Here is a 26317-nt window from a genome sequence, read left to right on the forward strand (position 1 = left end):
GCGGGCGTTCGTCGTCCCGTCCCTCATCCCCTCCGGTGCCGCGGCCCGGAGGAGGCGGCCCCTCCGGAACCACGAGTCCCGAGGCCGCGCGGAGGTGACACCGTGGACAACGAACAACCGGACTGGAACTTTTGGTGTTTCGTCACCGGTCTCCTGCAGTTGCTGCTCCAGGTGGTGACGAGCCGCTAGTCCGCAGTCCGGCGTCCGTCAAAGGAACCAGGACCGCCTCCTCGACCAGGGGGCGGTTCTGCGCCTGCGCCAACAGTCATGGTTGGGGCGTGGCCAGGATACCCACGGAACTCGCGCACCGCCGCGGCCGTGTCCCGGAGGCTCCCTCCGCTTGAGCGCAGTGCCGGGCCGACGGCCTCGGGGGCAGCGGAAGCGGTCGTCTGCGGGCCGGCGGCGGTGCCCGTCAGCGGCCGGGCACCGGGGGCTGCGCCGCCGACGACCGGAGCTGTTCGATCACGTCGTCCAGGTGCGCCGCGGCCGCCCGTGCCGCCGCCTCGGGGTCGCCGCCGGCCACCGCGTCGATGATCGCCAGGTGCTGAGGCAGGGACTGGGCGGGACGCCCGGGCCGCAGGGCCAGCCGGAACTGGAAGCGGACCATCGGCCCGTTCAGCCGCTCGAGCTGGCGGCGGGCGACCTCCTGCCCGCTGGCCTCGACCACCAGTTCGTGGAGGCGCTGGTTGAGGGCGGAGTACGCGTCCCAGGCGCCGTCGGCGACGGCCTGCCGCATGCCGGCGCCGATCCGCAGCAGTTCGGCGCGCTGCCCCTCGTCCGCCCGGGTGGCTGCCTTGCGCGCGCACAACTGCTCGAGCGCCGACCGGCACTCGGTGATCTGCACGGCCTCCTCGACGGACACCGCGCGGATCCGGGCGCCGCGGCGGGGGACGATCTCGACGATGTCCTCGGCCGCGAGGTCCTGCAGCGCCTCGCGGACGGCGCCGCGTGTGGTGCCGTAGGACTCCGCGAGGTCGAGTTCGACGAGCCGCTGTCCCGGCACCAGGTCCCCGGAGCGCAGGGCCTGCCTGATGGCGTTCGCCACATACTCGCGGCCGACAGCGCCCGTAAGCTTGTCCGTCACTCCGTCGACCTCTTCCTCGTCTTCCGTCATCCGTTCCCGGCGGCTCTCGCTGGAAGAACCCTAGTGCGCGGCGCGGAGACGACAGCACCCGGGATCCCAGCAGGTGAGCATTTTCGTCGAAACATCTTGTCAACAATCTTGTTGATGATTTAGCTTCTCGTGCACCGGCCCACGCCGCTCACCCAGACCGATCCAACGATGCTCACCCAGACCGATCCACAGCGAAGGAGCGACCATGCCCGCCGTCGCAGCCGCCCGGGCCCCCGAGGTCACCCGACGCGGCTCCCAGACCGCGATCCCCTGCCTGTTCATGCGAGGCGGCACGTCGCGCGGGCCCCTCTTCGACGCGCGGCTGCTGCCCGCCGACCCCGCCCGCCGGGACGCCGTCCTGCTGGCGGCGCTGGGCTCGCCCGACCCACGGCAGATCGACGGCATCGGCGGGGCACACCCCCTGACCAGCAAGACCGGTCTGGTGCGCCCGAGCACGCAGGCCGGGATCGACCTGGAGTGGACCTTCGCGCAGGTGCAGCCCGACGGGGACACCGTCGACACGTCGGCCAACTGCGGCAACATGCTCGCCGCCGTGCTGCCCTTCGCCGTCGAGACCGGCATGGTCGTACCGGCCGGGGACCGCACGACGGCACGGGTGCTGACCCGCAACACCGGCATGGTCGCCGAGATCACCGTCGCCACACCGGCCGGCCCGTCCGGGATCCGGCACGTCGCCTACGAAGGCGCCGCCCGCATCGACGGTGTCCCCGGCACCGCCGCCCCGGTCGAGATCGGCTTCGTGGACACCGCCGGTTCCGTCGCGGGCGCCCTGCTGCCCACCGGACACGTCCGCGACACCGTGGAAGCGCCGGGGCTCGGCCCCGTGGACGTCACCCTGATCGACAACGGCCAGCCGCTGGTGATCGTCGAGGCCGCCCGCCTGGGCGCGACCGGCTACGAGTCCCCGGACGACATCGACACCGACGAAGCGCTCAAGGCCCGCGTGGAGGCGCTGCGCCTGGTGTGCGCAAAGGCGATGGGCCTGGGCGACGTCGGCGAGCGCAACTACCCGAAGATGACCCTGGTCGCGCCGCCCCGCGACGGCGGCACCCTCAGCACCCGCAGCCTCATCCCCCGGGTCTGCCACCGGTCCATCGGCGTGCTGGCCGCCGTCACCGCCGCCACCGCCTGCGTCATCGAGGGGACGGTCGCCCGGGACGTGGCGGGCGGGGTGTCCGGCGCCGAGCCCACCGTCTCCGTCGAGCACCCGTCCGGTGAGTTCAGCGTCACGCTGGGCCTCGACCCCGCCGACCCGCAGCGGGTGACACGCTCGGCGCTGCTGCGCACCGCCCGGCTGCTCATGGCCGGCGACCTGCTCGTCCCCCGATCCGTCTGGGACCCCACTCCCACCTCTCAGGAGAAGCACGCGTGATCATCGACATCCACGGTCACTACACCACGGCCCCCGCCCCCCTCGGGCAGTGGCGTGACGCGCAGACGGCCGCGCTCACCGACCCGCTGCGGGCGCCGGATCCGGCGGGACCGGTGATCGGCGACGACGAGATCCGTGAGTCGATCGAGAGCAACCAACTGCGGCTGATGGACGAACGCGGCATCGACGTGACCGTCTTCTCCCCCCGGGCCTCGTTCATGGCGCACCACATCGGCGACTTCGCGACCTCCGCCGCCTGGGCGCGAATCTGCAACGACCTGTGCCACCGCGTGTCCGAGCTGTACCCGGACCGCTTCGTCCCCGGGGCGATGCTGCCGCAGTCCCCCGGCGCGGACCCGGCCACCGTGATCCCGGAGATCGAACGGGCGGTACTGGAGCTGGGCGCGGTCACCGTCAACCTCAACCCGGACCCGAGCGGGGGTCACTGGACCGCTCCCGCGCTGACCGACCGGTCCTGGTACCCGGTGTGGGAGAAGCTCGTCGAGCTGGACGTGCCGGCCATGGTGCACGTCTCCACCAGCTGCAACCCCGCCTTCCACACCACCGGGGCCCACTACCTCAACGCCGACACCACTGCGTTCATGCAGTTGCTGGAGGGCGACCTGTTCGCCGACTTCCCGAACCTGCGACTGGTGATCCCGCACGGCGGCGGCGCGGTCCCGTACCACTGGGGCCGGTTCCGGGGCCTGGCGCAGGCGCTCGGCCGTCCCGAGCCGGAGGAGTCGCTGCTGCGCAACGTCTTCTTCGACACCTGCGTCTACCACCAGCCCGGCATCGATCTGCTGTTGGAGGTGATACCCGTGAAGAACGTCCTCTTCGCCTCCGAGATGGTGGGCGCGGTGCGCGGCATCGACCCGCGCACCGGCCACCACTTCGACGACACCCGCCGCTACGTCGAGAAGGCGGGCCTCGCCCCCGAAGACCTCGCGGCCGTGCAGGAGCACAACGCCCGTCGGATCTACCCCCGCCTCGACGCCCGTCTGACCGCCCAGGGCCGCTGACCCGCCCGTCCCCGCGGGGCCGGAAGCCCTCTCGAAAGCAAGGAGCCGCACCATGCACCACCTCGGAGTCGTCCACCGGACCGTCGACCGTGCCGACCCGGCCGCCGTGGAGGCCCTGTCACGGTTCGGGGTCGCGACCGTGCACGAGGCGATGGGCCGCCTCGGCCTGATGCGCCCCTGCATACGGCCGGTGTACGAGGGCGCGAAGCTGTGCGGGACCGCGGTCACCGTGCTGCTCCAGCCCGGCGACAACTGGATGCTGCACGTCGCCGCCGAGCAGGTCCGCGACGGCGACGTGGTGGTCGCCGGCTGCACCACGGAGAGCGAGGACGGCTTCTTCGGTGAGCTGCTCGCCACCTCGCTGCGAGCCCGGGGCGCCCGGGGCCTGGTGATCGACGGGGGCTGCCGCGACGTGGACGACCTGCGCAGGATGGACTTCCCCGTCTTCTCCCGGGCCGTCAACGCCAAGGGCACCGTCAAGGCCACCCTCGGTTCGGTGAACGTGCCCGTCGTCGTCGCCAACGCCCTGGTCAATCCAGGTGACGTGATCGTCGCCGACACCGACGGGGTGGTGGTCGTGCCCGCCGCCCGGGCCGCCGAGGTCGCCGAGGCGTCCGCGCGGCGCGAGGCGGCGGAAGAGGGCAAGCGTGAGCGGTTCCGCGCCGGCGAGCTGGGCCTCGACCTGTACGGGATGCGCGGCCCGCTGGCCGAGCTCGGCCTCACCTACGTCGACTGAGATCGAGGAGCACCTCCATGACCGACCGGAACCCCACGGTCACCCCCGGCTGGCTCGACTGGTACCGCGGCCCGGCCAGACCCGCCTTCGTCCTGCCGCCGGGAGCGGTCGACGCCCACTGCCACGTCTTCGGCCCCGCCGCCGAGTTCCCCTTCGCCCCCGAGCGGAAGTACACACCGGTCGACGCCTCCAAGCACGACCTGTTCGCACTGCGCGACCACCTGGGCGTCAGCCGCAACGTGATCGTGCAGGCCACCTGCCACGGCGCGGACAACAGCGCCCTGGTGGACGCCCTGCGAACGGCCGGCTCGCGCGCCCGGGGCGTGGCGACGGTCCGCCCCGACGTCACCGACGCCGAACTGCGGCGGTTGCACGACGCCGGGGTGCGCGGAGTGCGTTTCAACTTCGTCCGGCGCCTGGTGGACGCGGCTCCGCGGCAGGCCCTGGAGGCAGTGGCCCGCCGGGTGGCGCCGCTGGGCTGGCACGTCGTCCTCTACTTCGAGGCGGCGGACCTGCCGGACCTGGAATCGTTCTTCGCCTCCCTGCCGGTACCGCTGGTCATCGACCACATGGGCCGTCCCGACGTCACCCGCGGCGCGGACGGACCCGAGTTCGCGCGCTTCCTGCGGTTCGTGGAGGCGAACGACGTGTGGGTGAAGGTGTCCTGCCCCGAGCGGCTGACGGTCTCGGGACCGCCCGCGCTCGACGGGGAGCGGCACGCCTACCGGGACGTGGTGCCGTTCGCACGCAAGGTCGTCGAGGAGTTCACCGACCGGACGCTGTGGGGCACCGACTGGCCGCATCCCAACCTGAAGGACCACATGCCCGACGACGGCCTGCTCGTCGACCACATCCCGCACCTCGCGACCACCGCCGAGCGGCAGCGGGCGCTGCTGGTCGACAATCCCCTGCGTCTGTACTGGCCCGAAGAGACCCGCTGACGTCCCCCTCGGCCCGGTGAGACGGGTCCTCCCTTCCCTGGAGCGTGCAGTGCAGCACATCCGCACCACCAACGCGGCGAACCGGCTCGACCGGCTGCCGATCACCAAGTTCCATCGGCGGACCATCCTCGCGGTGGCCTTCGCGTACTTCTTCGAGTTCGCGGACATCAACACCTTCGCCATCACGGCGCCGGTGGTGCGCGAACAGTGGGGCGCCGACGTCGACCACGTCGCCTACGTCACCTCACTGTCCTTCGTGGGCATGTTCGTCGGCGCCGTCGTGGCCGGTGGACTGGCCGACCGACTGGGCCGCAAACGCACCCTGACCCTGACCACCCTCTGGTTCACGGTGTGGTCGTTCGCCTGCGTCTTCGCCTGGAACATCTGGTCCCTCGGACTGTTCCGCGTGCTGACGTCGGCGGGCCTGTCCGCGATGACCGTCGTCGCCGTCGTCTACATCAGCGAGCTGTTCCCCAGCGCCAGACGCGGGAAGTTCCAGGCGTACGCCATCGTCATCGGCATCTGCGGCACGCCCGTCACCAACCTCATCGCCTCCGCCGTGGTGCCGATGTCCGACTGGTCCTGGCGGCTGGTCTACCTGTGGGGTTCGCTGGGCGCGCTCTTCCTGTTCCTCGTGCGCCGCCTCGAGGAGTCTCCGCTGTGGCTGGAGACACGCGGCCGGCACGAGGAGGCGGAGGCGACGCTGGCCCGCATCGAGGCCCACGCGGTGGCCGAGCACGGCCCGCTGTCCGAGCCGCAGCGGCCCAAGCCCAAGGGCCCCGTGGCCAAGCCGGGCCTGGGCATGCTCAAGGACAAGAAGTTCCTGTACCCGACGATCCTGTTGTCGGTCCTGTGGATCACCCAGACCATCGGATTCTTCGGCTACTCGAGCTGGGCGCCGACCCTGCTGGCCGCCGAGGGCGTCAGCGTGGAGAACTCGATCTTCTACATCGCGCTGACGACGGTGGGCGCGCCGCTGGGCTCGTTCCTCGCGGCGCTGGTCACCGACCGCTTCGAGCGCAAGTGGTGCCTGGTGGTGTTCGGCCTGGTCATCGCCGCGTCCGGCCTGCTGTACGGGCTGACGTTCACCCCGGTACTGATCGTCGTCTTCGGCTTCCTGGTCAACCTGTTCGAGCGGGGCTACACCGCCCTGGCGTACGCGTACGCCCCCGAGCTGTACAGCACCGAGGGCCGCTCGCTGGGCACCAGCATCGCCTACGGTCTGGGACGGCTGTCGAACGCGGCGGGCCCGCTGCTGATCGCCGGTGTGTACAACGGCGTCGGCTACCAGGCGGTCTTCATGGTCATCGCGGGAACCTGGACGCTCGGCGCACTGGTCCTGGCGGTCTTCGGACCGGCGACCCGGCGGCGCCGGCTGGCGGCGGAGGCGGCCGCGCAGCCCCGGCCGCACTCCGTCACCGCCGCCCCCTGAGGGCGACCCACGCACGACGGGCGGGCCGGAACGAACGTCTCCGGCCCGCCCGTCGTGCGTGGGGTCCTCCACCCCGCCGGCAGCCGCCCGTCGGGCCGGTGCCGGGTCCCGGTCCCGGTCAGCTCGGGGCGTCGTGTCCGGACAGGGTGCCTTCGAGTACGTCGCGGAGTTGCGAGCGGGCGGTGATGCCCAGCCTGGGGAAGACCCGGTAGAGGTGGGAGCCGATCGTGCGCGGCGAGAGGAACAGTTTCTCCCCGATCTCGCGGTTCGTCAGCCCTCGGGCCGCGAGCTGGACGATCTGCTGCTGCTGAGGGCTGAGTTCGGTGAAGGCACTGGGCACGACGTCGGTCGCTTCGACGCCGGCGGCGCGCAGTTCTGCCTGTGCCCGCTGGGCCCACGGCCGCGCCCCGAGGCGCTGGAACGTTTCCAGCGCGGCGCTCAGCAGCGGGCGGGCCTCGGCGACACGGCGCCGGCGTCGGAGCCATTCCCCGTAGTCGAGCCGGGTCTGCGCCCGTTCGAACGGCCACTGCTCGCCCGCGGACCGCGCGAGCGCCGCCTGGAAGAACGGCTCCGCGTGCTCGGGATCCGCCAGCAGGGCGCGGCCCCGGTCGATCAGAGCGGCCACCCGCGCCGACATGCCCGTACCGAGACGCTTCGCCGACCGTTCCAGCAGATGTGCGGCATGCTCCCGCCGTCCTCTGCGGACGGCTGCCGCCGCGAGATCGGCCAGGACGGTGTAGGAGACGTGGTAGTGGACCGGATCGCCGTCGTCGGTGAACGCGGAGCGGAGCTGTGTGTACGCGGTCTCGTAGTCGCCCTCGGCCACGGCCGCCATCCCCAGGGCCCGACGTGCGAAGACGGCGACAGAGCGGCTCTCCAGCGGGTCGACGAGGGACAGGGCCCGCTCGGCGAGCCGGCGTGCGGCGGGCGCGTCGCCGAGCAGTGCGACCACCGTGGCGTCGAGTACCTGGGCACACGCCTCCGCATGGTCGAGCCCGGCCGACGACGCCATGGCCGCGATGCCGGCCGCCACCGAGCGGGCCTCGGCCCATCGGCCCTGCTCCAGACGGGCCCAGCCGGCCGCGCATCCCAGTCCGTCCGGGAGCGGGCCGTGCGCCTGCCACTGGGCGAAGGCCTCGTCGAAGGTCTGGGCGGCGAGGGTGGTCTGGTCGAGCAGCCAGGCGACGATGGCGAGCGCGGTCAGATGCTGGGCGTCGCCCTTGGCCCCGGCGATGAGCCCAGGCATCACCGGTGCGAGCTGTGCTCCCGCGCCACCGGGGTCGCAGACGGCCATGACCCAGGCGTGCAGCGCCGTTCCGGCGGCGTTGTCGGGCATGCCGGAGAGCAGGCTCTGGATCTGTCGCCGCTGGGACTCCTCGCCCGAGTAGTAGCGGACCACCGCTGCTGCGGCCAGCGCGTCGAGTACGAGGGGTGACCGGGTGTCCGCCGCCTCGTCGGCGACGCGCATGAGCAGGCTGAAGGCCGCTGTGTGATGGGGGCCGAGAGACATGAGCCGGCCGGTGGCCAGCGTGGCTCTGCCCCGCAGTGCCGGGTCGTCGGTGCACTCGCGGACTGCGGCGGCCAGGTGCTCCACCCAGCCGAGCTGGCCGGTGAAGACGGCGTTCGTGGCGGCTTCGGTGAGCAGACGCGCGCGGTCCTCGCGGTGCGGGCTGAGTTCCGCGGCGCGCTCCTGGGCCGCGGCGGCGGCCGCATAGCCACCTCGGCGCCGGGCCCGGTTGGCCGTCTGCTGCAGGGCGGCCGATACCTCCTGGTCGGGGCGTACCGTCGCGGCGGCCAGATGCCAGGCGCGGCGGTCGGGCTCCGTGCGCAGCAGTTCCGCGAGAGCCAGGTGGGCCCGGCGGCGTTCCTCGAAGGACGCGCCGTGGTAGACGGCGGCGCGGACGAGCGGGTGACGGAAGGCGATCCGGGTTCCGTCCTGGCGGACGAGACCGGCACGGTCGGCCGGCTCCCAAGCCTTGTCGTCCGCCTCGGGCAGCCCCACGGCGGCTGCCCGCGTGTCCGAGGTGTCGGCGGCCGCGAGGAGCAGCAGGACGCGACGGGTCGGTTCCGGCAGGTCGGCCGCGTGTCCTGCGAAGATCCGCTCCAGCCGGTCGGTTACCGGCAGCGGGCCCGACACGCTGCTGCCCAGGGGGTTGCGGATCGCGGTGGCGTGGGCGAGTTCCACCAGGGCCAGCGGGTTGCCGGCCGCTTCCTCGAGGATCCGCGCGCGGGTCCGGCCCGTGGGGGGTGTGGGCTGCCGGTCGAGCAGCCGGTTGGCTGCCGCACCGTCCAGCGGGCCGAGTTCGAGGCGCTCGTACCCGTCGTCGAAGCCGGGCAGTGCGGCCGCGGTGCGGACTCCGAGCAGCAGGGTGACGGGCTCGCTGTCCATGCGGCGTGCCACGAAGGAGAGCACGTCCAGGGTCGCGCGGTCGATCCACTGGGCGTCGTCGACCACGATCAGCAGCGGGTCGGTCTCCGCGAGGTCCGCCAACAAGGTCAGAACCGCCAGACCCACGAGCATCCCGTCGGGTGCCTCGGCACACTCGTCGAGGCCCAGGACCGCGCGGAGCGCGGAGCGCTGCCGCGACGGCAGCCCCGCCGCCCCGCCGAGAACCGGGCGCAGCATCTGGTGAAGACCCGCGAACCCGAGGTGCGCCTCGGACACGCTCCCCACCGCCCGCAGCACCCGGTCACCCGCACTTCGTGCGCGAGCGGCCGCGATGCCGAGGAGTGTGCTCTTTCCGGCGCCGGGGTCGCCCGTGAGGATCAACACGTCACTGCGGGTCCGATCGGCGCAGACCCGCCGGACTACTTCTGCGGTCTCGCTCTCCCTGCCCACCGGCGCCGGACCGGAATTGCGCTTCGAGTGCTGCTCCCCGCGAGCCCTTCCATCGTATTCCACGAGTGCTCCAGGGAATTGGGATACCGGAGATGCTAAGGGCTGTCCCGTGACAGGACAAGTGCGGGCGTCGTCGCCTGGTCAGGGGTGTACGCACAGGTGCAGTCATGTGACGGATACCGCACACACCGCGGCTGCTCGTACGGTTGAACAAAATCCGCCCAATTCCAAGGAAATGCAAAGCAATGCAAGGTAATGCCATGGAACAGATCGCCCTCGGCAATGTGTCAGTCGCCCGGGTGTGGGAATACTACGGTTCCGTCGAAATGACGCCCGACACCTTCTTCCCGGAAATTCCGAAGGGATTCTGGGAGGACGGTTCCGACTGGCTCGCCCCACATTTTCTGGATTCCGAGACCAACATGGTGAATTCGGCGATCCAGACCTGGCTGCTGCGCAGCGAGGGCAAGACGATCCTGGTCGACACCGGCGTGGGCAACCACAAGGACCGTCCCTACGCCCCGGTCTGGAACCGCCTGGAAACGGACTTCCTGGCCAACCTCGCCCGGGCCGGTGTCCAGCCGGAGGACGTGGACATCGTGATCAACACGCATCTGCACATCGACCACGTCGGCTGGAACACCTACCTGGACGGGCGGAATTGGGTGCCGACGTTCCCCAACGCCACCTACCTGATGCCGAAGGACGACTTCGACTTCTGGAACCCCGAGAACGGCCACCGGCCGCTGCTCGGCCGCGGCAACCAGAACGTCTTCGAGGACAGCGTGGCCCCCGTGCACCGGGCCGGCCTGACGCGGCTGTGGGAGAACAACCACCGGATCGACGCGAACCTGCGCCTGGACGCCGCTCCCGGGCACACCCCCGGCTCCTCCGTGCTGACCCTCACCTCCGGAACGGACCGCGCGGTGTTCGTCGGCGACATGCTGCACAGCCCGGCGCAGATCCTGCAGCCTGATGCCAACAGCTGCTTCTGCGAGAACCCCGCCGAAGCCCGTGCCACCCGCCGCAAGGTGCTGGGCTGGGCCGCCGACAACAACGCGCTCGTGATCCCGGCGCATCTGGGCGGCCACGGCGCCACCGAAGTCGTACGCGAGGGAAGCGCCTTCGCCGTGAGGGGCTGGGCGCCCTTCGCCCCGTACGCCGAGCAGGGCTGAAGCCCGCGGAAAGGCACCCGAGATGAACCACCACCCCGAACCCGTCGTGACCACCGCGCAGGGAGCCGTCCGCGGTCTGCGCCAGGAGGACGGCACCGCCGCCTTCCTGAACATCCCCTATGCCGCCCCGCCCCTGGGCGCCGGCCGGTTCGCGCCGCCCGAGCCGCACGAGCCGTGGGACGGCGTACGGGACGCCACCGTCCCCGGACCCAACGCGCCGCAGTCCGAGCGCAGGCTCGGCAGCATCGACATGGCCCCCTACTTCGGCACCGGCTGGAGCCGCGGCGAGGACTACCTCACCGTCAACGTCTGGACGCCCGCCGTCGCGCGGAGCGACCTGCCGGTCATGGTGTTCGTGCACGGCGGCGGCTTCGTCGCCGGATCGACGCGGTCCGCGATGTACGACGGTTCCGCCTTCGCCCGTGACGGCGTCGTCCTCGTCACGCTCAACTACCGGCTCGGCATCGCCGGATTCCTGGACCTGCCCGGCGCACCGGCCAACCGAGGTCTGCTCGACGTCGTCGCCGCGCTGCGCTGGGTGAGGCATAACATCGCCGGGTTCGGCGGCGACCCGGACAACGTGACGCTCTTCGGCCAGTCGGCCGGGGCCACCGTGGTCGGCGGCGTCCTCGCCACCGCGGAGGCCGCCGGCCTGTTCCGCCGGGCGATCGTGCAGAGCGGCAGCGGACTGGGCGCGTTCAGCACCGAGCAGGCCGCCCGCGTCACCGCCGCGGCAGCCGCGGCCCTGGGCGTAGCGCCGCACGTGGACGCCTTCGCGGAGATCTCCGACGAGCGCCTGGTGGCGGCCGCCTCCGAGCTCGCGGGCATCGACCTGCAGACCGCCACCCACCGCGACCCGCTGATCGGCCTGAGCCCCTTCGGTCTGGTCCTGGACACCCAGCCCGCCGAAGCCGTCGCCGCGGGCCTCGCCGCCGACATCGACCTGCTCATCGGCACCAACACCGAAGAGGGCAACCTCTACCTGGTCCCGGTGGGCAAGTACGCCGCCTCGACCGCGGCCGACGTCGACGACGCGGCGGCGCGCTCGCACCCGGACCCGGCGCGGCTCGTCGAGACCTACCGCAGGTCCCGCCCCGAGGCATCCTTCGCGGAACTGCGCTCGGCCATCATGGCCGACGCCCTGTTCGGCGCGGGTACCCGCGCTCTGGCCGGCGCCCATGCCGCCCATGCAGGGTCCGCCACCCACGCGTACGAGTTCGCCTGGCGCTCCCGGGCCCTGGACGGAGAACTCGGCGCCACCCACGCCGTCGAGCTGCCCTTCGTCTTCGACCTCGCGGACCGGCCCGAGCTGAGAGGCCCCGCCGCCCTGCTCGGCCCCGATGAGCCCCCGGCGGATCTCGCGGACCGCGTGCACGAGACCTGGATCCGGTTCGCCGCCACCGGTGACCCGGGCTGGGACCCCTACGACACCGACCGCAGGGCCACGATGCACATCGACGCCGAGTGGACCCAGATCGACGACCCCCGCAGCCAGGAAAGGCAGGCCTGGCACTGACACTCGTAGGCTCTCAGTCCTCACGGGTACCCGCCGTCGCACCGCAGCGGCTTGCTGCACGCCTCCGGCCCGGGTCCTCCGTCTCAACCAGCGGCGGGGGACCGGCCGATGCCCCATCGTGATGCGCGGGTGCACAACCCCGTGCCGGTGCCGGCTGTCTGTAGGACGCCGGAGGGATCAGCCTTCGGCGCCATCGCGTACGGAGAGTGGGGATCAGGTGGGGAAGCAGGTCTGGAGAGCCGTCGTGGCCGGTGGTGCGGCGGCGGCGTTCACGGCCCTGGCCGCGGTGCCGGCCGGGGCGGCCGAGGGCGGGGTCTCGTTCACCCGTGTCCAGGTGAACCGCGGCAAGCCGGTCGTCATCGGGGTGTCGAACGAGGTCGCGGTGCCCGCCTCCTTCCGGATGGCGACCACGCGCCAGTGGAAGTGGCCGGCGGTGTTCCTGTACCGCGGTGGTGCGGCGGGTGAGCGGCTGTGGCACGCCATCGAAACGAGCGACTGCGTCAAGGTGGGCTCGGGAGTCTGCGACTTCAACGAGACGATGTACTTCGACCCCAGCGAGTGGGCGATGCGCAACAGCGAGGCCGGGGCCTGGAAGGTCGGGGCCGAGGTGTTCTTCAAGGGCGGTGGCGGCGACACCGACGACGAGGGTCTGACGGTGTACGTCAAGCGCAACTCCCACCTGACCGTCGACGCCTCGCCCGAACCGGTGTCCAAGGGACGGACCGTCACCGTCACCGGGAAGGTCACGCGCGCCAACTGGGAGACCAGGAAGTACGCAGCCTACGGAGGCCGCCTGGTGAGCCTTCAGTTCAAGCCTGCCGGCAGCGCCTCCTACACCACGGTGAAGAAGGTGTACGCGAACGGTTCGGGCGTTGTCCGGACGACCGTGAAGGCGTCCAAGACGGGTATGTGGCGCTGGGTGTACTACGGCAACACCACCACCGGGCCGTCGACGTCGCCCGGGGACAACGTCGTGGTGAAGTGATGTCCGCGGTGCTGCCGCGGTCGCCGGGAGGCTGACGGGGGCAGCACCGGCGGCACCGGCTGCGACGGTCAAGGCGTCGGGTCCGCCACGTTTCCGGGGCCCGACGCCTTGCGTTCCCGCACGGCGACCACATGGTCCCTGGTCGCCTTCCGAGCGTGTGAGCACACCTCACGCACCAGTGGATCCGTCGATCTGCTCACGGATGAGGTCGGCATGGCCGTTGTGACGTGCGTATTCCTCGATCATGTGCACCATGATCCAGCGCAGGGAGACTCGCTGGTCGCCGACGTGACCTGCTTCCTGTTCGGACAGGCGGCCGGAGTCGTCCAGTCCTGCGTCGGCGATCAGCTCACGGCCGCGGGAGACCTCGGCCTGCCAGGCGGTCGCCGCCTCGTCGATCCCGCGTTCGGGCTGGAGGGCGAAGCCGTCGCGGTTGCTCTCCCCAAAGACCGGTGGCACGACCTGACCTGCGAACACGCGCTGGAACCAGTTGCGTTCCACCTCGGCCATGTGCTGCACGAGGCCGAGCAGTGTCATCGACGACGGCGAGGCCGGAGCAAGCCGTACTCGGTCATCTCCGAGGCCCGAGTACTTCAGGGCGAGAGTCGCGCGATGGAAGTCCAGCCAAGCTTCCAGCATGGTCCGCTCGTCGGCCTGCGCGGGAGGAATCGGCCGCCCGTCCGGTGTCGTATGCATGAGTACACCCTGGCAGCAGCAGCCGTTCCTCACACGACCCGTTGCGCTTCTGCCGCAGGGGGCGGCCCGATGGGGACGTCGCACTCGAAGGAAGGTCGATCCCGTACCGCCGCGATCCGCCGCGGCCACCGCGGTGGGATGCGGCGGTGGGCTCTGCGGTGCACATGCATGCCACCCGGCGGACAGTGCGGAGGGCCCTGGATGGCCAGTGCCGGGCGCCCCGCTACAACTACAACGGGCCCGGCACGGTGCCGGGCCCGTTGTCATGCCGTGCTGCGACATCCGGCGAGGAGGAGGGCGACCATGCGCTTGGCGTCGGCCTGATCGTAGTCGGGGCCGGTGATGCAGAGGTTTCCGATGGCGCGCATGAGCCTGTAGGCGGTGATGCCGGGGCGGATCTCGTCGGCGGCGGCGCAGGCCTCCAGCAGCGTCGCGCAGGCCGGGACCAGGGTGTCGAGCATGAGGGCGTGGAGGTTCTCCAGACCTGCGTCTCCGGACCCCAGTGCCGCGCCGAGGCCGTGCTTGGTCACCAGGAACTCCACGAACGCGTCTGTCCACAGGGTCAGCGCGGTGAATGGCGAGGCGGACTCCTCGAGGAGCCGGGGGGCGAGAGCGGCGCAGGCGTCGATCTGGTGCCGATAGACGGCGGTGACGAGGTCTGCGCGGGTCGGGAAGTTCCGGTAGACCGTGCCGACACCGACGCCGGCGCGTTCGGCGATGTCACGGACGGGCGCCTGGACGCCCTGCTCGACGAAGACCGCCGCAGCAGCCTCCAGTACGCCGCTGCGAGTGCGCTGCGCCTGTGCTTGGCGTACCCCGACCGACTCCGGCACCGATGGCTCCCTTTGCTCGCGGAACAATGTTCCGCTAAGTTGGCGGAACGTCGCTCCGCCAAAGTATGGCAGAGCCGTTCAGCGTAGAAAGCACAGGTCTCCCATGTCTTCCCGTGCCCTCGACCACCAGATCGTCTCGATCAAGCCCATTCCCGTTCCCGCACCCGGCCGCGGCATCGACCTGCAGGTGAAGGTCACCGCCCCCTGGTCGGGCCAGGATCTGCCCGTGATCGTCTTCTCCCACGGCAACGCGTGGTCCATGGACGGGTACGAGCCGCTCGTCGACCGGTGGGCCGCCGCCGGATTCGTCGTGGTGCAGCCCACCCACCTGGACTCCCGCCGCAACGCCATCGGCTGGGACGACCCGCGCTTCGCCACCATCTGGCGCGTCCGGATAGCCGATCTCCACGCGATCCTCGACAACCTCGGAGACGTCCTGGCCCGGACCGGCCTGGAGACCCGCGTCGACCGTGAGCGCGTCGCCGTGGTGGGTCACTCCTGGGGCGCCCAGACCGCAGGCGCCGTCCTCGGCGCCCGCGTACTCGACGCCGACGGTGTTCCCGGCGAGGACTTCTCCCACTCCGCGGTGTCCGCCGGCGCGCTGATCGCCGCGACCGGAACCGGCGACACCCTCACCCCGTTCGCCGCCGAGAACCTGCCGTTCATGAAGCCGGACTTCTCCACCATGGCAACCCCGGCCCTGGTCGTCGCGGGAGGCAAGGACCAGTCGCAGCTCTCCACCCGGGGGCCGGAGTGGTTCACCGACGCCTACCACTTCAGCCCGGCGCCCAAGAGTCTGCTCACCATCGCCGAGGCCGAGCACACCATGGGCGGCATCGCCGGCGAGAGGGTCGCCGAGACCACCGACGAGGATCCCGCCCGCGTCGTCCTCGTCGCCGACGCGGTCTCCGCCTACCTCCGCGCGGCCCTGGGTCTCGACGACACCGAGTGGACCGCCCTCGGCAGCACCGCCGAGGACGGCGACGGTACGTGGAGCATCGCCGGCAAATGAGCCCAGACCGGTCCGACAGTCACCCCTGTCCGACCGGCGAGGGCGCGGCGGTGCCCGGGCCGCTCCCGCGCCTCTGCTCACACCTCGGTCCGCGCCGGGTCGCGCAGCGGCCACTGCAGTTCTCCCAGTCGGGCAGTGGCTGAAGGCCGGCGGCGTCATCAGGGCGCACCAGCACTGTGCTTGGGCAGCCGACCGGATGACGAAGCCTTCTTCGCGGCAGACCGAAGGTCCGCGCGACCGGGACAGGAGACGCGCCGGGCTCGGTGAGCTCCGGCGTGATCGCGGTGCCGCACTCGGAACAGAGAAGGACCGCGGTCCCCGGCTTGGGCCCGGTGCGGGGGAGGAGCGCATACGGCCGCACGGGTACGCCGACGGCTGCGGGACGCATCCACGGTGTGCAGCGGCCGGGCCGGCCGCAGTTCGGTGACGGGTGAACGGCCCCGCCGCGCTCGCCGGACTCTCCCCTCGGCGCGCACCAGTCGTGGGTGACGGTGCCAGTGCTGGCGGTCCAGGTGGCGAGGTGCAGCGGCCCCCACGCTCGCGGACGAGCAGCAAGGCGGGGTGGTCGTCGGACGCGGGGCCGAAGCCGAGCGCCCGCAGTCTGCCGTGCGGCCCGTCACCGGGGAGGACCGCGGCCTCGGTGCCGTCGGAGGTGAGGAGGGTGACGGCGCCGGGCGCGTCGGCGGTGCGGGTGAGGGCGAGGAGGTCGCCGTGAACAAACCAGTGGGCACCGGTTCCGGCCCGTCCGCTCAGTCGATCCGGACGCTCTCTCCCGGGGCCAGCCGACGGTAGCGGGCCGGGACCCCTGGGCCCCGTTGACCGAGGAAGCCCTCGACCATCGTCGTGCCGACGTCGTTGAGGGCGCCGTCGTGCACGGCGTAGGCATCGTGCGGAGCGACCTCGCGTACGTAGTCGATCAGGTCCCCGACGGTCGACCAGGGGGCGTGCACGGGCAGCAGCAGCGTGCCGACCGGGGTGTCGGGGACGGTCAGGGCGTCGCCGGGGTGGAACAGGGACTCGTCCACCAGGAAACCGATGTTGGGGATGCGCGGAACGTCCGGGTGGATGACCGCGTGCCAGGTCCCGTGTACCCGGATGTCGAAACCCGCGACGCTGAAGGCGTCCCCGTCCCCTGTGGTGGCGACCTGTGCGCCGAGGCCGTCCAGGCGCTTCGCGACGGAGGCGTTGGTCCAGATGCGCAAACCCGGACGCGCTGCCGCCGTCCGGCGCAGCACCTCCTCCGAGAAGTGGTCGAAGTGCTCGTGCGTGACGAGTACGGCGTCGGCGTCGTCCAACGCCCTGGGGTCGGTCAGGCCGCCCGGATCGATGACCAGGTGGCGCCCGTCCTTCTCCAGCCGCACACACGCATGACCGAACTTGGTGAGTTCCACGACCGCGACGTCCTTCCGTCTTCACTGACAATTATCTGTACAACTTAACTGTACAACTAGACGATGGAAATACGGCTAGGATGCCTCCATGGACGAAGACGTGCTGGCCGAGGAGTTGCGACGGTCGATCGGGGAGCTGGTCCGGGCGGTGCGAGCCGCGGACACCATGCCTCCCGGCGAGGCCGCAATCCTCGGATTCCTCGACCGTGACGGCCCCTTGACGACGGCCGACCTCGCCCGCCTGCGCGGCGTCACGCACCAGTCGGCCGCCAAGTCGGTCAAGGACCTCACCGCCGACGGACTGGTCCGCGGTGAGCGGCACCCCGACGACGGCCGCAAGTTCCTGCTGCGCCTCACTGACGACGGCCGCTCCCGCCTCCAGCGGGAACGCGCCCTGCGCGCGGGCGCCCTCGGCGCCGCCATCCGCGAGATCTTCGACCCCGAGGAAAGGCGCCGGCTGAGCGAGTCGGTCGCCCTGCTGTCCCGCCTGACGGCCCACCTCGCCCGGCACTGACCGTTCAAGTGAGCGCGAGGCGGGCGAGAGGCCCGCCCCGCCATTCTCCGCGTCCGCCCCCCCGGCGCCCGAACACGGCGCCTCGTTCCAGCGGTTCCCGAGACCGACGACCCCCAACTGACCTCCACCGACCAGCAGCGCCTTCTTGCAACTCCTGGGCCCGAAGTCGGCGCCCCCTCCGGGCCGTTCCTGCCCCTCGGCCCCGGCAACGGCGTGACGCTCGACTTCTACGGGAAGCGGGACGAACCGATTCACTCGCAGCACTACGCCTTCCTCGTCCCGGCCCGGGACTTCGACGCGGGACGTGAGTCCGCAGGACCGCATGCCGCTACGGAAGGTGCAACCCCGTACGCACGGCCCCGCGTCAATGAGCCCCTTCCAACCTCGGTCTGTGCATGCCCCGGTAGCCCTTGTCGGCCCGGCAATCCACCCCGGCCCCCGACGGGGCACCGATGATGCCGGGGGGTTCGCGCGGCCTCGATGTCGTGGACAGATCCCAGCAGCGCGGGTGAGGCGCACAGGGTGGGTGCGGGTGTGGGCTGAATCCGGTCGAGCTCGCGGCTCAGGACCGGCTCGGACTCCTTCCGGTGCGCCCAGCCGCGTTCAGCGAGGAGCCGTGTCGCCCGGGGGCTCCGCGCCCAGGAGCGTGAGCAGCCCGGGGAATCTCTTGTCGATCTCCGCGCGTCGTAGTCGGATGCCCTTGCGGTTGCCGTAGTCGACCTCGTCAATGAGACCTGCCTCGCGCAGGACTCGGAAGTGGTGGGTCTGGGTCTGCTTCGAGATCGGCAGATTGAACGAGTTGCAGCCCCGCTCGCTGTCGCTGCGGTCGGCGGTCAACTCGGTCATCACCGAACGCACCGCTCTGTGCTGCCGCTCCCTCAGCCCCGGCCGGCACTCGCCGGGGACCTGGTCGTCGACACTCCGGGAGGTCATCGTCATGAAGAAGCCCGAGGTGCTGATAGTCGGTGCCGGAATCGCAGGGCCCGCACTCGCGTACTGGCTCTCCCGGAACGGACCCCGGCCGACGGTCGTCGACACACGCCCGGCACCTGCGCTCCGGTGGTAGCGCGATCGTGGTGAAGGGGCCCGCGATCCCGGCGGCAGGCCGGCCCACGGCTCGGCCGGCTCCCGCAGTCCTTCCGCCGGCGCGATCAGCCCCTGGGAGCCGTCGGTGCGCACGCCCATCGGCACCAACACGGCGGAGCGGGCCTGACCCAGGCGGACTTGGGAGTGCGCGCCGTCCGCCCACACGGACGACGTAGCCGGATGCGGTCAGGTCCCGGTTCCGGCAGACGGCGTGATCCGCCTGCCTGCCGGGTCGGCCGGGTGACAGTGGCCGGTGACAGCCCGGCAGTCGAGCCGAGGAACTGCGGCAGGCCCTCCGTCGCCAGTGCCGGAGATCCTCAGTTCTCGGACACCTCAGTGATGCCGCGCTCAGGGCTGAGCCCCTCCACAGTGAGGTGGAAGACGCGGTCGGCCTGGGTTTCCGGGTCTTCGTGGTGTTCGGTGGCCAGGGCGATGCCGACGGCGAGGGTCAGCAGGTCGTGAAAGGTGACGTGCGGTGCAACCGCTTTGTCGCGAATGGCCCGCTGGAGCAGGGGAGTTCCCGCTGCTGCGATCTGGTTGCCGCAGGAGTGCGGAGAGGGTTCCTCGGTGGGAGGCTCGTAGCTGAGGGTGTTGGCGAATCCGCGGGCTGAGACGGCGTAGAGGACGAGGGCGCGGAGCCACTCCAGCAGGGCGGTGCGGCTGTCCTCGGTCGCACTCAGCCGGTGGGCGCGCTCGCACAGGCCCTCGATGCGCTCCTGGAAGACGGCTTCGAGCAGGGCGCGGCGGGTGGGGAAGTGGCGGCGCACAGTGGCAGAACCGACGCCTGCGGTGCGGGCGATCTGTTCCTGGGATGCCTCGGCGCCGTGTGCGGCGACCTCGGCTTCGGCGGCGGCGAGGATGCGCTGGTAGTTGCGTCGGGCGTCTGAGCGCTGACCGGTCATGATCTCCTCATTGCTAAACGGCGGGCCCCGCCATATCTTAGCGGCAGGCAAAAAGGCGGGGCCCCCCCCTTTTTGTTCGGCCCCCGCGGGGGAGGACAGACGCGCCTCAACAACACTGACCGTTTTGTGTCCGGCCCGTGAGGAGCAGCAATGACGCCCATCAACAGCGATACCGTTCTGGTCACCGGAGCCACCGGCCGGCAAGGCGGGGCCGCGGCCCGCGCACTCCTGGCCGCCGAGGTGCCGGTACGTGCACTCGTGCGCGATCCGCGGTCGGAGTCCGCCCAGGCGATCGAGGCGCTGGGTGCCGAGCTGGTGCGGGCGGATCTCTCCGACCGGGCCTCCCTCGGTCCGGCACTTGAGGGGGTCCGCGCGGTGTTCTCGGTGCAGACGCCGCCCATGACCGGGACCGGCGTGGACTTCGCGGGCGAGCTCGCCCAGGCCGGCAACCTCGTGGACGCGGCGAAGGCTGAGGGAGTACGGCAGTTCGTGCAGTCCTCGACCAGTGGAGTCGGTGAGCACAGCCGGGCCCCCGGCTGGGCGGAGGGCCGCTGGGCGGCGATGGGCGACTACTTCCGCACCAAGCAGGCGATCATGGAGGCGGTGCGGGGAGCAGGTTTTGCCCGCTGGACGGTGATCAAGCCCGCCTTCTTCATGGAGAACCTGCCCCTGCTGGCGCCCAGGGGGCCGCGCGGCGGACTGTTGACGGTGCTGAAGCCGCAGACCGAACTGGCCCTGGTGGCCGTGCGGGACATCGGCACGGCTGCGGCGCATGCCCTTCGCGACCCTGACCGGTTCCACCAGGTGGAACTGGAACTGGCCGGTGACCTGCGCACCATGGAACAGATCGCGCAGACCTTGTCCGCCGCCTGGGGCGTGCCCGTGACCGCGCCCTCCATGAGCCTGGAAGAGGCCCTCGACGCGGGTATGCCGGCGTGGGGAGCCGGACACGAGTGGAACAACGCGGTTCTCCAGCCCGCCCGGCCCGGGTTCGCCCGGGAGCTGGGCATCCCGGTCACCACCTTCGCCGAGTGGGCGGGTGAGCAGCCGGCACCCGTGTCCGACTAGGGCGTGTCCGACGCTGCGACGCCCGGCAGCGTCCGCCGGCGTGGACCGGGGCGAGAAGCTGGACTGGCTCCGCCCCGGCGCCCCCAGCACGGTGGTTGCCGAATTTGCCGGGCACCCATTGGCCGGACTGCCGTTCCTCACTCCCGAGACGGTGACGGTCGGCCGCCTGCTCGCCTGCCCCAACCACTGCCGGGTCGAAACCAGCGGTGACGGCAGGCCTGCCTGTACGACAGCCGGCGTGCTCCGGCTCAGGCCGTCGCCCGGTCAGTGACCACCCTGGAAACGCTCAATGGTCCATCCAGGAAAACCAGGCTCGCCCCTCAAGAACCGGCAGAGTGAAGAGTCTGCTGCGAAACATCGCCGACCCCGCGTTCGGCGGTGAGCGGGACGCGGGGCAGTTGCTCGAAGACCCCGGCCTGCCGCCACCGGTCCGGGCGCCACCAACAGGTGTGCCCTGAACCGAACCCCAGCTCCGGGGGCAGGTGTTGCCAGGCGGTGTCGTGGTGCAGGACGTACAGGACGCCCTGCAGGCACCCTCGATCCGCCACTGGCCGTGAGTCCGGCGACTTCTTTGGCCGGGGGTGAGGCTAGCGAGGTGCCGCGAGTACGTCCTGGAGCACGCTCGCGAGCGTGACGCGGGCCAGTTCGTGTCTCACCGTCTCCTCGATGCCCTCGTAGATGCTCTGCATCGCCGGCTGGATGCCGTGACCCACCACGCAACCCTGGTTCGGGGTGGCGCGGTGCATTGCGAACAGCGGGCCGGGCTCCACTGCCTCGTACACGTCGAGCAGGGTCATCGACCCCAGATCGCGTGCCAGCGACCAGCCCGCACCCACGCCTCGGCGGGACTCCACGAGCCCGGCCCTGCGCAGCTCGCCCAGCAGCCGTCTGATCACCACCGGGTTGGTGTTCACGCTGGTCGCGATCTGCTCGGAGGTGGCGACCTCGTGGCCCTGGCGCTGGTAGAGGCCGATCCAGGCCAGCGCGTGGGCGGCGATGGTCAGCTTGCTGTTGGCGCTCATGGGCTCCTCCTCTCGGCCGCAACGCCTCATTCTACTGCAGTCGTAACAGCTATGGTTGCAACAGGCTGTCGTAACAATTACTGTTGCGACAGTCGGTAGGGATCAACCAACGAGGTGAGAAGATTGAGCAAGCCACTCACGGGCAAAGTCGCCCTGGTCACCGGGGGATCGCGCGGACTGGGAGCCGCGACCGTACGACTGCTGGCCGAGCAGGGCGCCGACGTCGCCTTCACCTACGTCAGCTCCGAGAAGCAGGCGCAGGCCGTCGTCGACGAGGTGCACGCCAAGGGAGCCAAGGCCGTCGCCTTCAAGTCCGACCAGGCGGACACGAGCCGGGCGCCGGCGCTGATCGACGACGTGGTCGCGCACTTCGGCGGCCTGGACATCCTCGTCAACAACGCGGCGATCTCGGTGGAGCAGGGCCGTACGGTGGACGACCCGGACGCCGACATCGCCGCACTGGACCGGATGCACGCCACCAACTACCTCGGCGTGATCGCCGTCATCCGGGCCGCCTCCCGAGTCCTGCGCACGGGCGGCCGCATCATCACGGTGAGTTCCGGACTGGGCTCCAGGGTCGGCGTCCCGGGCGTTGCCGACTACTCGGCGACCAAGTCAGGCATCGAGAGGTACACCATGGGGGCCGCACGTGACCTCGGGCCCCGCGACATCACGGCCAACGTCGTGGAAGCCGGGCTGATGGACAGCGGCATGCAACCACCGAACCCCGACACCCTCAAGACCCTGCTCAGCTCGCTGTCCCTGCAACGCATGGGGCACCCCGACGAAATCGCCGCGGCGATCGCCTTCCTGGCGAGCCCCGCCGCGTCCTACGTCACGGGCGCGGTGCTGGACGCCCACGGCGGCTACAACGCCTGACCCCGACCACCTGCCCCGTGCCCCGTGCCCCGTGCCCCGTGCCCCGAAGAGGATCGCGTCTTCGGGGCACGCACCGCCAACGACCCGCGTGTGCGTGGACGCGCCCCGACCAGCCCAGATCGTGATCGTGTGACGAGCCGACAGAGACCGCCACCGAACCGGTCGGTCTGCTCCCGGAAGAGCTGGCAGTAGCCCCGGCGTGTACGCCCGATGACGTGAGCGCGCTCCTGTGCCGACGGCGTCGGTGCCAGGCGTACGACGCCGAAGCCCGCCAGACGATGCCTCAGCGCCGGCCTCGCCGGCACGCGGCCCGGCAGTGGCGGTCGGCTGCCGCCAGGCCGCGTGCGGGGGCTACGAGAGTGTCGGGATCAGGCCCAGGCGCTGCACTTGACCACCTTGTTGCTGCTGTTCACGGTGCAGGCGCGGAGCTTGAGGTCCTTGACGTTCACCCCGGTCTTGGAATGGGCGCTGCTGGACTTGGAGTCGCCGTTTCCGCCCTCGGCCTTGCCGAAGATGCGGGTGGTCCACTCCCAGGTCGAGCCGTTCTGCCAGTTGTAGCCGACCTCCATGCGGACGGAGTAGCCGTCGGCGGCACGGTCCCAGACGGTGCCGGAGAGGCTGACCTTGTACCCCGTCCATTCGATTCCCACGGCGGCAAAGGCGCCAAGGGTCGGGTCGGTCTGGGCGTAGCGGGTGTTGGCGTAGGCGATGTAGCCGTTGTCCCAGTGGTCGGGGCGTTCCTCGGCCGACGCGGAGGCAGTGGACAGTCCCAGGCACAGCGCTGCGCCGGCGCCTGCGATCGCGGTGGTTCTGGCCAGGCGAGAGGTCATTTCTTTGCCTTCCGTGTGCTCGTGGAGAAGTGGGCGGAAGCGGTCAGATGTCGAGGAGGCGGGCCTTGTAGAGGATCGGTTTGGTCGCGGTGCCTGACTTGGCCTCGACCTTCTGGTGAGTGGCGTCCCAGAGGAAGCGGACGAACTCGTCGCCGTAGGAGTTGCCGAGGGAGTCGGAGGTCCAGATGCCGACGCCGGAACGGTCGCGGGAGAAGGACTTCGGGGACTTGGCCGGTATGTGCCATTGGATCGTGGGGATACCGCCGGCCTTGTTGATCTGGATGATCTCGTCGGAGCTCGTCGCCCAGAGGTACTGCGGCTCCATGAGGTCGGGCTGCAGGTCGTGCCCGTTCTCGAAGACCTGATTGCGTACTTCAAGCGTCTGCTTCGGGTCGCTCGGGTGCGGGATCGTGTGCAGGCGGGTGGTTTCCCGGTAGCCGCTCACCGTGTACGGCCGCAGCTTGTCGCCGCCGTAGATCCAGACCCACTTCCTGGAGGCGTCCCAGACAACCCCGTGCGCTTGACGGAATGCCCGGTCGGCATCGGGGATGCCGGTGACCTTCTGGAGGGTGCCGGCCCCTGTTTTGCCGGGTGCGAGGAACAACTCGTACTGCCCGCCTGCTCGCTTGCCGGCCGGCGGCTTGTCCAGATCGTCCAGTCCTCTGGTACCCACGACGATGACGACATCCTGGTTGGGGAGGTACTCCAGGGAGTGCGGAAAGATCGTCAGATCGTTCCTCCAGCCGAGCGCCGCGGCGTCGCTCTGCCGGTGGATCGTCACGGCCCCCTTGTCCGGGTTGCCGCCGCAGACCAGGAAGGCTGGTTCGCTGGAACCCTGGAACGTGCGGACCTTGATTTCCAGCGGATCCCAGCCACCCGTTTCGAACTTGGCCCAGGGCTTGGTGAAGACATTGTTCTGGATGTCTGCGGTGTGATAGTTCGTGATGACCTGATTTGCCTTGTCGAGCAGAGCGACGTTGAAGCCAGCACGGGATGTACGGGCGGCCTGCGGTCTGAGGATCGCTCCCCGTGCCGGCGCGGCCAACACGCCCAGCGAGAGGGCCGACGCCCCGGCCGCCACGGTTCCCCGCAGTAACTGCCGACGGTTCAAACTCATACTTCCCCTTCCTCCCGGCGCGCCGCGCAGGCGCGCCTACGCCATCACGCACGCAGGACCGTTGCGCCCTGAACCAGCCCCGTGGCCACAGTTCATGAGCTGGCGTCTCCCGCGCGAGGACCTGCGCAGTGGTTCTGATCCGTTGCCTTCCAGAGGTGGGTACGTCCAGGGGCCGGCTGCCCGGTATGCCCGCCCCGACGTCACCTGGTGCCGCACCACGCTACGAAGGGTGCGGGTGGCTGTCGTCCCACCAAGAGTTGAGGCGTGTACCGCAGGAGGTTGACATCACTAGGAAGCCGGCAAGCGCGAACCGACGGCCCCCGACCCCACGTGGTCATGCGCGGGTGGGGTTGGCGCGGACGTGGTCACCGATCACCTCAGGCGCGCCGCCTGGCCGTCCGTCCTCCACTGCGGCATCCCCGGCCTGGAGACACCCTGGGCACCGGCGGCACGAGCGTCTCCCGGGCGCTGCCGCCGGGCCTCGCCTCGCTCGTCGACAACCTGGCCGCCAGCCCCGCCAGCCCTGCCGCGCAGCGACTCGTTCACCAGGCGACCGTCGCCAACGCCGGCGGCTTCGGCATCATCCATACCGCAACCCACCGAGCCGCGCGCCGTCCCGCACCTATGGCGTCGTGGGCCTGCAGCCTGCCTGCGCCGGTACGAGGCCGCCGCTCGCCGCTGCGGCATCCCGTGGTCGAGGTCGCCGGAGGCGTTCTCGTGCGGCGTCAGTGTTGGGCGGAGCAGTGCAACGAGTGGAGTACGGGCGGCGCGAGTGTGTTCGGATGGTCGGTGTCGTGCATCAGGTGGTCGATCCCCGGCAGTACCACCCGGCCCGGTCCACCGGCGTGCGCGTGACGCAGGGCGGCTGTCAGGGCGTTCGTCGTGTCACAAGGGAGCAGGACGTCCTGCGTGCCGCGCGTCAGCAGCACTCTGGTTCCCGGCCGGAGTGCGGCGGCGGTGGCCGGTGGGTAGACGGCGTCGTCGCTTTGCACGAACCGGGCGTTCGGTCCCTGGAACGCCTCGAAGAGCCGGGCGATCGGGGAGGGCAGATCGGCGGTGCGGACCGGTCGGCGGTCGCGCAGGGCGGTGACGGCGGCATCGACCGCCGCGTTGATGGTGCGTTGCTGCTCCGGCGTGAACTGGCCCTGTCGGGTCGCTTCGGCGATCTGAGCTCTGAGCTGGAGCGCGACGAGGTCCAGCATGTGGATTGCCTGTGGCTGCAGAAGCGCCAGGCCGGCCGGGCGCGGGTGGACGGTGCCGCCCAGCAGCAGTCCCGTCATCGCACCCTCGCCGCGTCCAACGACAAGCAGCGTGTGCGGATCGGTCTCCGGCTGGTTGCACAACGACGCGTAGGCGGCCTGTACCTGGCGGACGAACGCCGGGTAGTGCACTTCCTCCGGGCGATCCTGGTACGCGCCGAGTCCGGTGCGGCCGGTGGCGTACTTGTCGAACCGCAGCGTGACGACTCCATCCTTGCCCAGCGCATCGGCCAACTGCGCCAGGGTGTGCGGTAAGGACGCGGGCGGCTGGTTGCCGTCGCGGTCGGTGGGACCGCTGCCGGGCAGCAGCAGTGCTGCCCGCAGCCGTTGTCCGGCGCGATGCTCGGGAACGTGCAGGGTGCCGTACGCGGTCGTACCGTCGGCCGTGAAGGCGACCTCGCGATCGGCGGCAGACAGCAGCACGGGCGTTGCCTCGGCCGGAGTGACGGTGACGACGGCCAGCGTCATCACGGCCGCTGCCACGTGGCGAAACACTGGCCTACCTCCCTCCAGCGAGGAGGCCCTCGATCACGACGACGAGGTCGTCGCCTTCGA

The 26317-nt window shown here is 70.9% G+C and carries 23 protein-coding genes and 2 pseudogenes; 13 read left to right on the plus strand and 12 right to left on the minus strand.

The genetic code is table 11. The features are described 5' to 3' along the window. Positions 1-412: 412 nt before the first annotated feature. Positions 413-1084, minus strand: coding sequence for a GntR family transcriptional regulator (locus tag IG88_RS0109440; protein ID WP_031037386.1), 672 nt, complete (start codon positions 1082-1084; stop codon positions 413-415). Positions 1085-1319: 235 nt separating this feature from the next. Between IG88_RS0109440 and IG88_RS0109445 the strand changes: the two genes are divergently transcribed. From IG88_RS0109445 to IG88_RS0109465, 5 genes are read left to right on the plus strand one after another with little or no spacing between them, the layout of a single operon-like run. Beyond that, the gene (locus tag IG88_RS0109445; protein WP_031037387.1) at positions 1320-2507 is read left to right on the plus strand and encodes a 4-oxalomesaconate tautomerase; all 1188 of its coding nucleotides are present in this window, start codon (positions 1320-1322) and stop codon (positions 2505-2507) included. Further along, on the plus strand, positions 2504-3529 hold the full coding sequence (locus IG88_RS0109450; protein ID WP_031037389.1) for an amidohydrolase family protein: 1026 nt from the start codon (positions 2504-2506) through the stop codon (positions 3527-3529). The genes IG88_RS0109445 and IG88_RS0109450 overlap by 4 nt, the downstream gene beginning before the upstream one ends. A gap of 52 nt (positions 3530-3581) precedes the next feature. Then, positions 3582-4265 (plus strand): 4-carboxy-4-hydroxy-2-oxoadipate aldolase/oxaloacetate decarboxylase, encoded by a 684-nt coding sequence (gene ligK / locus IG88_RS0109455; protein WP_031037390.1) that lies wholly within the window; start codon positions 3582-3584, stop codon positions 4263-4265. A gap of 17 nt (positions 4266-4282) precedes the next feature. Beyond that, on the plus strand, positions 4283-5206 hold the full coding sequence (locus IG88_RS0109460; protein ID WP_031037392.1) for an amidohydrolase family protein: 924 nt from the start codon (positions 4283-4285) through the stop codon (positions 5204-5206). 49 nt (positions 5207-5255) lie between these two features. Continuing rightward, positions 5256-6638: an MFS transporter gene (locus tag IG88_RS0109465; protein ID WP_031037394.1), complete on the plus strand. Its 1383-nt coding sequence runs from the start codon at positions 5256-5258 to the stop codon at positions 6636-6638. Positions 6639-6756: 118 nt separating this feature from the next. On the opposite strand, the gene IG88_RS0109470 is transcribed toward IG88_RS0109465, so the two are convergent. Then, the gene (locus IG88_RS0109470) at positions 6757-9540 is read right to left on the minus strand and encodes a helix-turn-helix transcriptional regulator (RefSeq protein WP_037835636.1); all 2784 of its coding nucleotides are present in this window, start codon (positions 9538-9540) and stop codon (positions 6757-6759) included. A 197-nt stretch (positions 9541-9737) separates the two neighbouring features. Here IG88_RS0109470 and IG88_RS0109475 point away from each other — a divergent pair, with 197 nt between their 5' ends. The 3 genes from IG88_RS0109475 to IG88_RS0109485 all read left to right on the plus strand — a co-directional run bounded on the left by IG88_RS0109475 (position 9738) and on the right by IG88_RS0109485 (position 13153). Next, positions 9738-10652, plus strand: coding sequence for an MBL fold metallo-hydrolase (locus IG88_RS0109475; protein ID WP_031037399.1), 915 nt, complete (start codon positions 9738-9740; stop codon positions 10650-10652). A 22-nt stretch (positions 10653-10674) separates the two neighbouring features. Further along, a complete protein-coding gene (locus tag IG88_RS0109480) occupies positions 10675-12168 on the plus strand; it encodes a carboxylesterase/lipase family protein (RefSeq protein ID WP_031037403.1) in 1494 nt (497 codons plus the stop codon). A gap of 217 nt (positions 12169-12385) precedes the next feature. Next, positions 12386-13153 (plus strand): hypothetical protein, encoded by a 768-nt coding sequence (locus tag IG88_RS0109485; protein WP_031037405.1) that lies wholly within the window; start codon positions 12386-12388, stop codon positions 13151-13153. Between the two features lie 168 nt (positions 13154-13321). Here IG88_RS0109485 and IG88_RS0109490 read toward each other — a convergent pair whose 3' ends face one another. After that, positions 13322-13849 (minus strand): DinB family protein, encoded by a 528-nt coding sequence (locus IG88_RS0109490; RefSeq protein WP_031037406.1) that lies wholly within the window; start codon positions 13847-13849, stop codon positions 13322-13324. A 263-nt stretch (positions 13850-14112) separates the two neighbouring features. Beyond that, complete coding sequence (locus tag IG88_RS0109495; protein WP_031037408.1) at positions 14113-14682, minus strand: TetR/AcrR family transcriptional regulator; 570 nt, start codon at positions 14680-14682, stop codon at positions 14113-14115. Between the two features lie 103 nt (positions 14683-14785). Here IG88_RS0109495 and IG88_RS0109500 point away from each other — a divergent pair, with 103 nt between their 5' ends. Next, a complete protein-coding gene (locus IG88_RS0109500) occupies positions 14786-15694 on the plus strand; it encodes an alpha/beta hydrolase family protein (RefSeq protein WP_031037410.1) in 909 nt (302 codons plus the stop codon). A gap of 749 nt (positions 15695-16443) precedes the next feature. On the opposite strand, the gene IG88_RS0109510 is transcribed toward IG88_RS0109500, so the two are convergent. Further along, on the minus strand, positions 16444-17085 hold the full coding sequence (locus IG88_RS0109510; protein ID WP_031037415.1) for an MBL fold metallo-hydrolase: 642 nt from the start codon (positions 17083-17085) through the stop codon (positions 16444-16446). 88 nt (positions 17086-17173) lie between these two features. Here IG88_RS0109510 and IG88_RS0109515 point away from each other — a divergent pair, with 88 nt between their 5' ends. After that, positions 17174-17599: a MarR family winged helix-turn-helix transcriptional regulator gene (locus IG88_RS0109515; protein ID WP_031037418.1), complete on the plus strand. Its 426-nt coding sequence runs from the start codon at positions 17174-17176 to the stop codon at positions 17597-17599. A 603-nt stretch (positions 17600-18202) separates the two neighbouring features. Here IG88_RS0109515 and IG88_RS0109520 read toward each other — a convergent pair. Beyond that, entirely contained in the window at positions 18203-18532 is a 330-nt protein-coding gene (locus IG88_RS0109520; RefSeq protein WP_234332089.1) for a helix-turn-helix domain-containing protein, read from the minus strand. 4 nt (positions 18533-18536) lie between these two features. Here IG88_RS0109520 and IG88_RS42460 point away from each other — a divergent pair. Next, positions 18537-18708 (plus strand): annotated as a pseudogene (locus IG88_RS42460) (NAD(P)-binding protein); the annotation flags it as partial. Between the two features lie 294 nt (positions 18709-19002). Here IG88_RS42460 and IG88_RS0109525 read toward each other — a convergent pair. Then, positions 19003-19587, minus strand: a complete 585-nt coding sequence (locus IG88_RS0109525) for a TetR/AcrR family transcriptional regulator (RefSeq protein ID WP_031037424.1) — start codon at positions 19585-19587, stop codon at positions 19003-19005. Positions 19588-19737: 150 nt separating this feature from the next. Between IG88_RS0109525 and IG88_RS0109530 the strand changes: the two genes are divergently transcribed. Continuing rightward, on the plus strand, positions 19738-20655 hold the full coding sequence (locus tag IG88_RS0109530; RefSeq protein WP_031037426.1) for an NmrA family NAD(P)-binding protein: 918 nt from the start codon (positions 19738-19740) through the stop codon (positions 20653-20655). A 320-nt stretch (positions 20656-20975) separates the two neighbouring features. Here IG88_RS0109530 and IG88_RS45275 read toward each other — a convergent pair. Beyond that, positions 20976-21218 (minus strand): annotated as a pseudogene (locus IG88_RS45275) (transposase); the annotation flags it as partial. Between the two features lie 24 nt (positions 21219-21242). Beyond that, entirely contained in the window at positions 21243-21677 is a 435-nt protein-coding gene (locus IG88_RS0109540) for an Rrf2 family transcriptional regulator (RefSeq protein WP_031037432.1), read from the minus strand. Positions 21678-21791: 114 nt separating this feature from the next. On the opposite strand from IG88_RS0109540, the gene IG88_RS0109545 reads away from it, so the two are divergent. Further along, positions 21792-22556, plus strand: coding sequence for an SDR family NAD(P)-dependent oxidoreductase (locus tag IG88_RS0109545; RefSeq protein ID WP_234332091.1), 765 nt, complete (start codon positions 21792-21794; stop codon positions 22554-22556). A gap of 368 nt (positions 22557-22924) precedes the next feature. On the opposite strand, the gene IG88_RS0109550 is transcribed toward IG88_RS0109545, so the two are convergent. The 3 genes from IG88_RS0109550 to IG88_RS0109565 form a co-directional block, all read right to left on the minus strand. After that, complete coding sequence (locus IG88_RS0109550; RefSeq protein WP_031037436.1) at positions 22925-23386, minus strand: hypothetical protein; 462 nt, start codon at positions 23384-23386, stop codon at positions 22925-22927. Between the two features lie 43 nt (positions 23387-23429). Beyond that, complete coding sequence (locus IG88_RS0109555) at positions 23430-24503, minus strand: hypothetical protein (protein WP_158853866.1); 1074 nt, start codon at positions 24501-24503, stop codon at positions 23430-23432. Positions 24504-25228: 725 nt separating this feature from the next. Continuing rightward, positions 25229-26257 carry a hypothetical protein gene (locus IG88_RS0109565; RefSeq protein WP_031037442.1) on the minus strand — a complete coding sequence of 343 codons (1029 nt, stop codon included), beginning with the start codon at positions 26255-26257 and terminating at the stop codon, positions 25229-25231. Between the last annotated feature and the right edge of the window lie 60 nt (positions 26258-26317).

The sequence above is a fragment of the Streptomyces sp. NRRL F-5650 genome (genome assembly GCF_000721365.1).
Lineage (GTDB): Bacteria > Actinomycetota > Actinomycetes > Streptomycetales > Streptomycetaceae > Streptomyces > Streptomyces ardesiacus.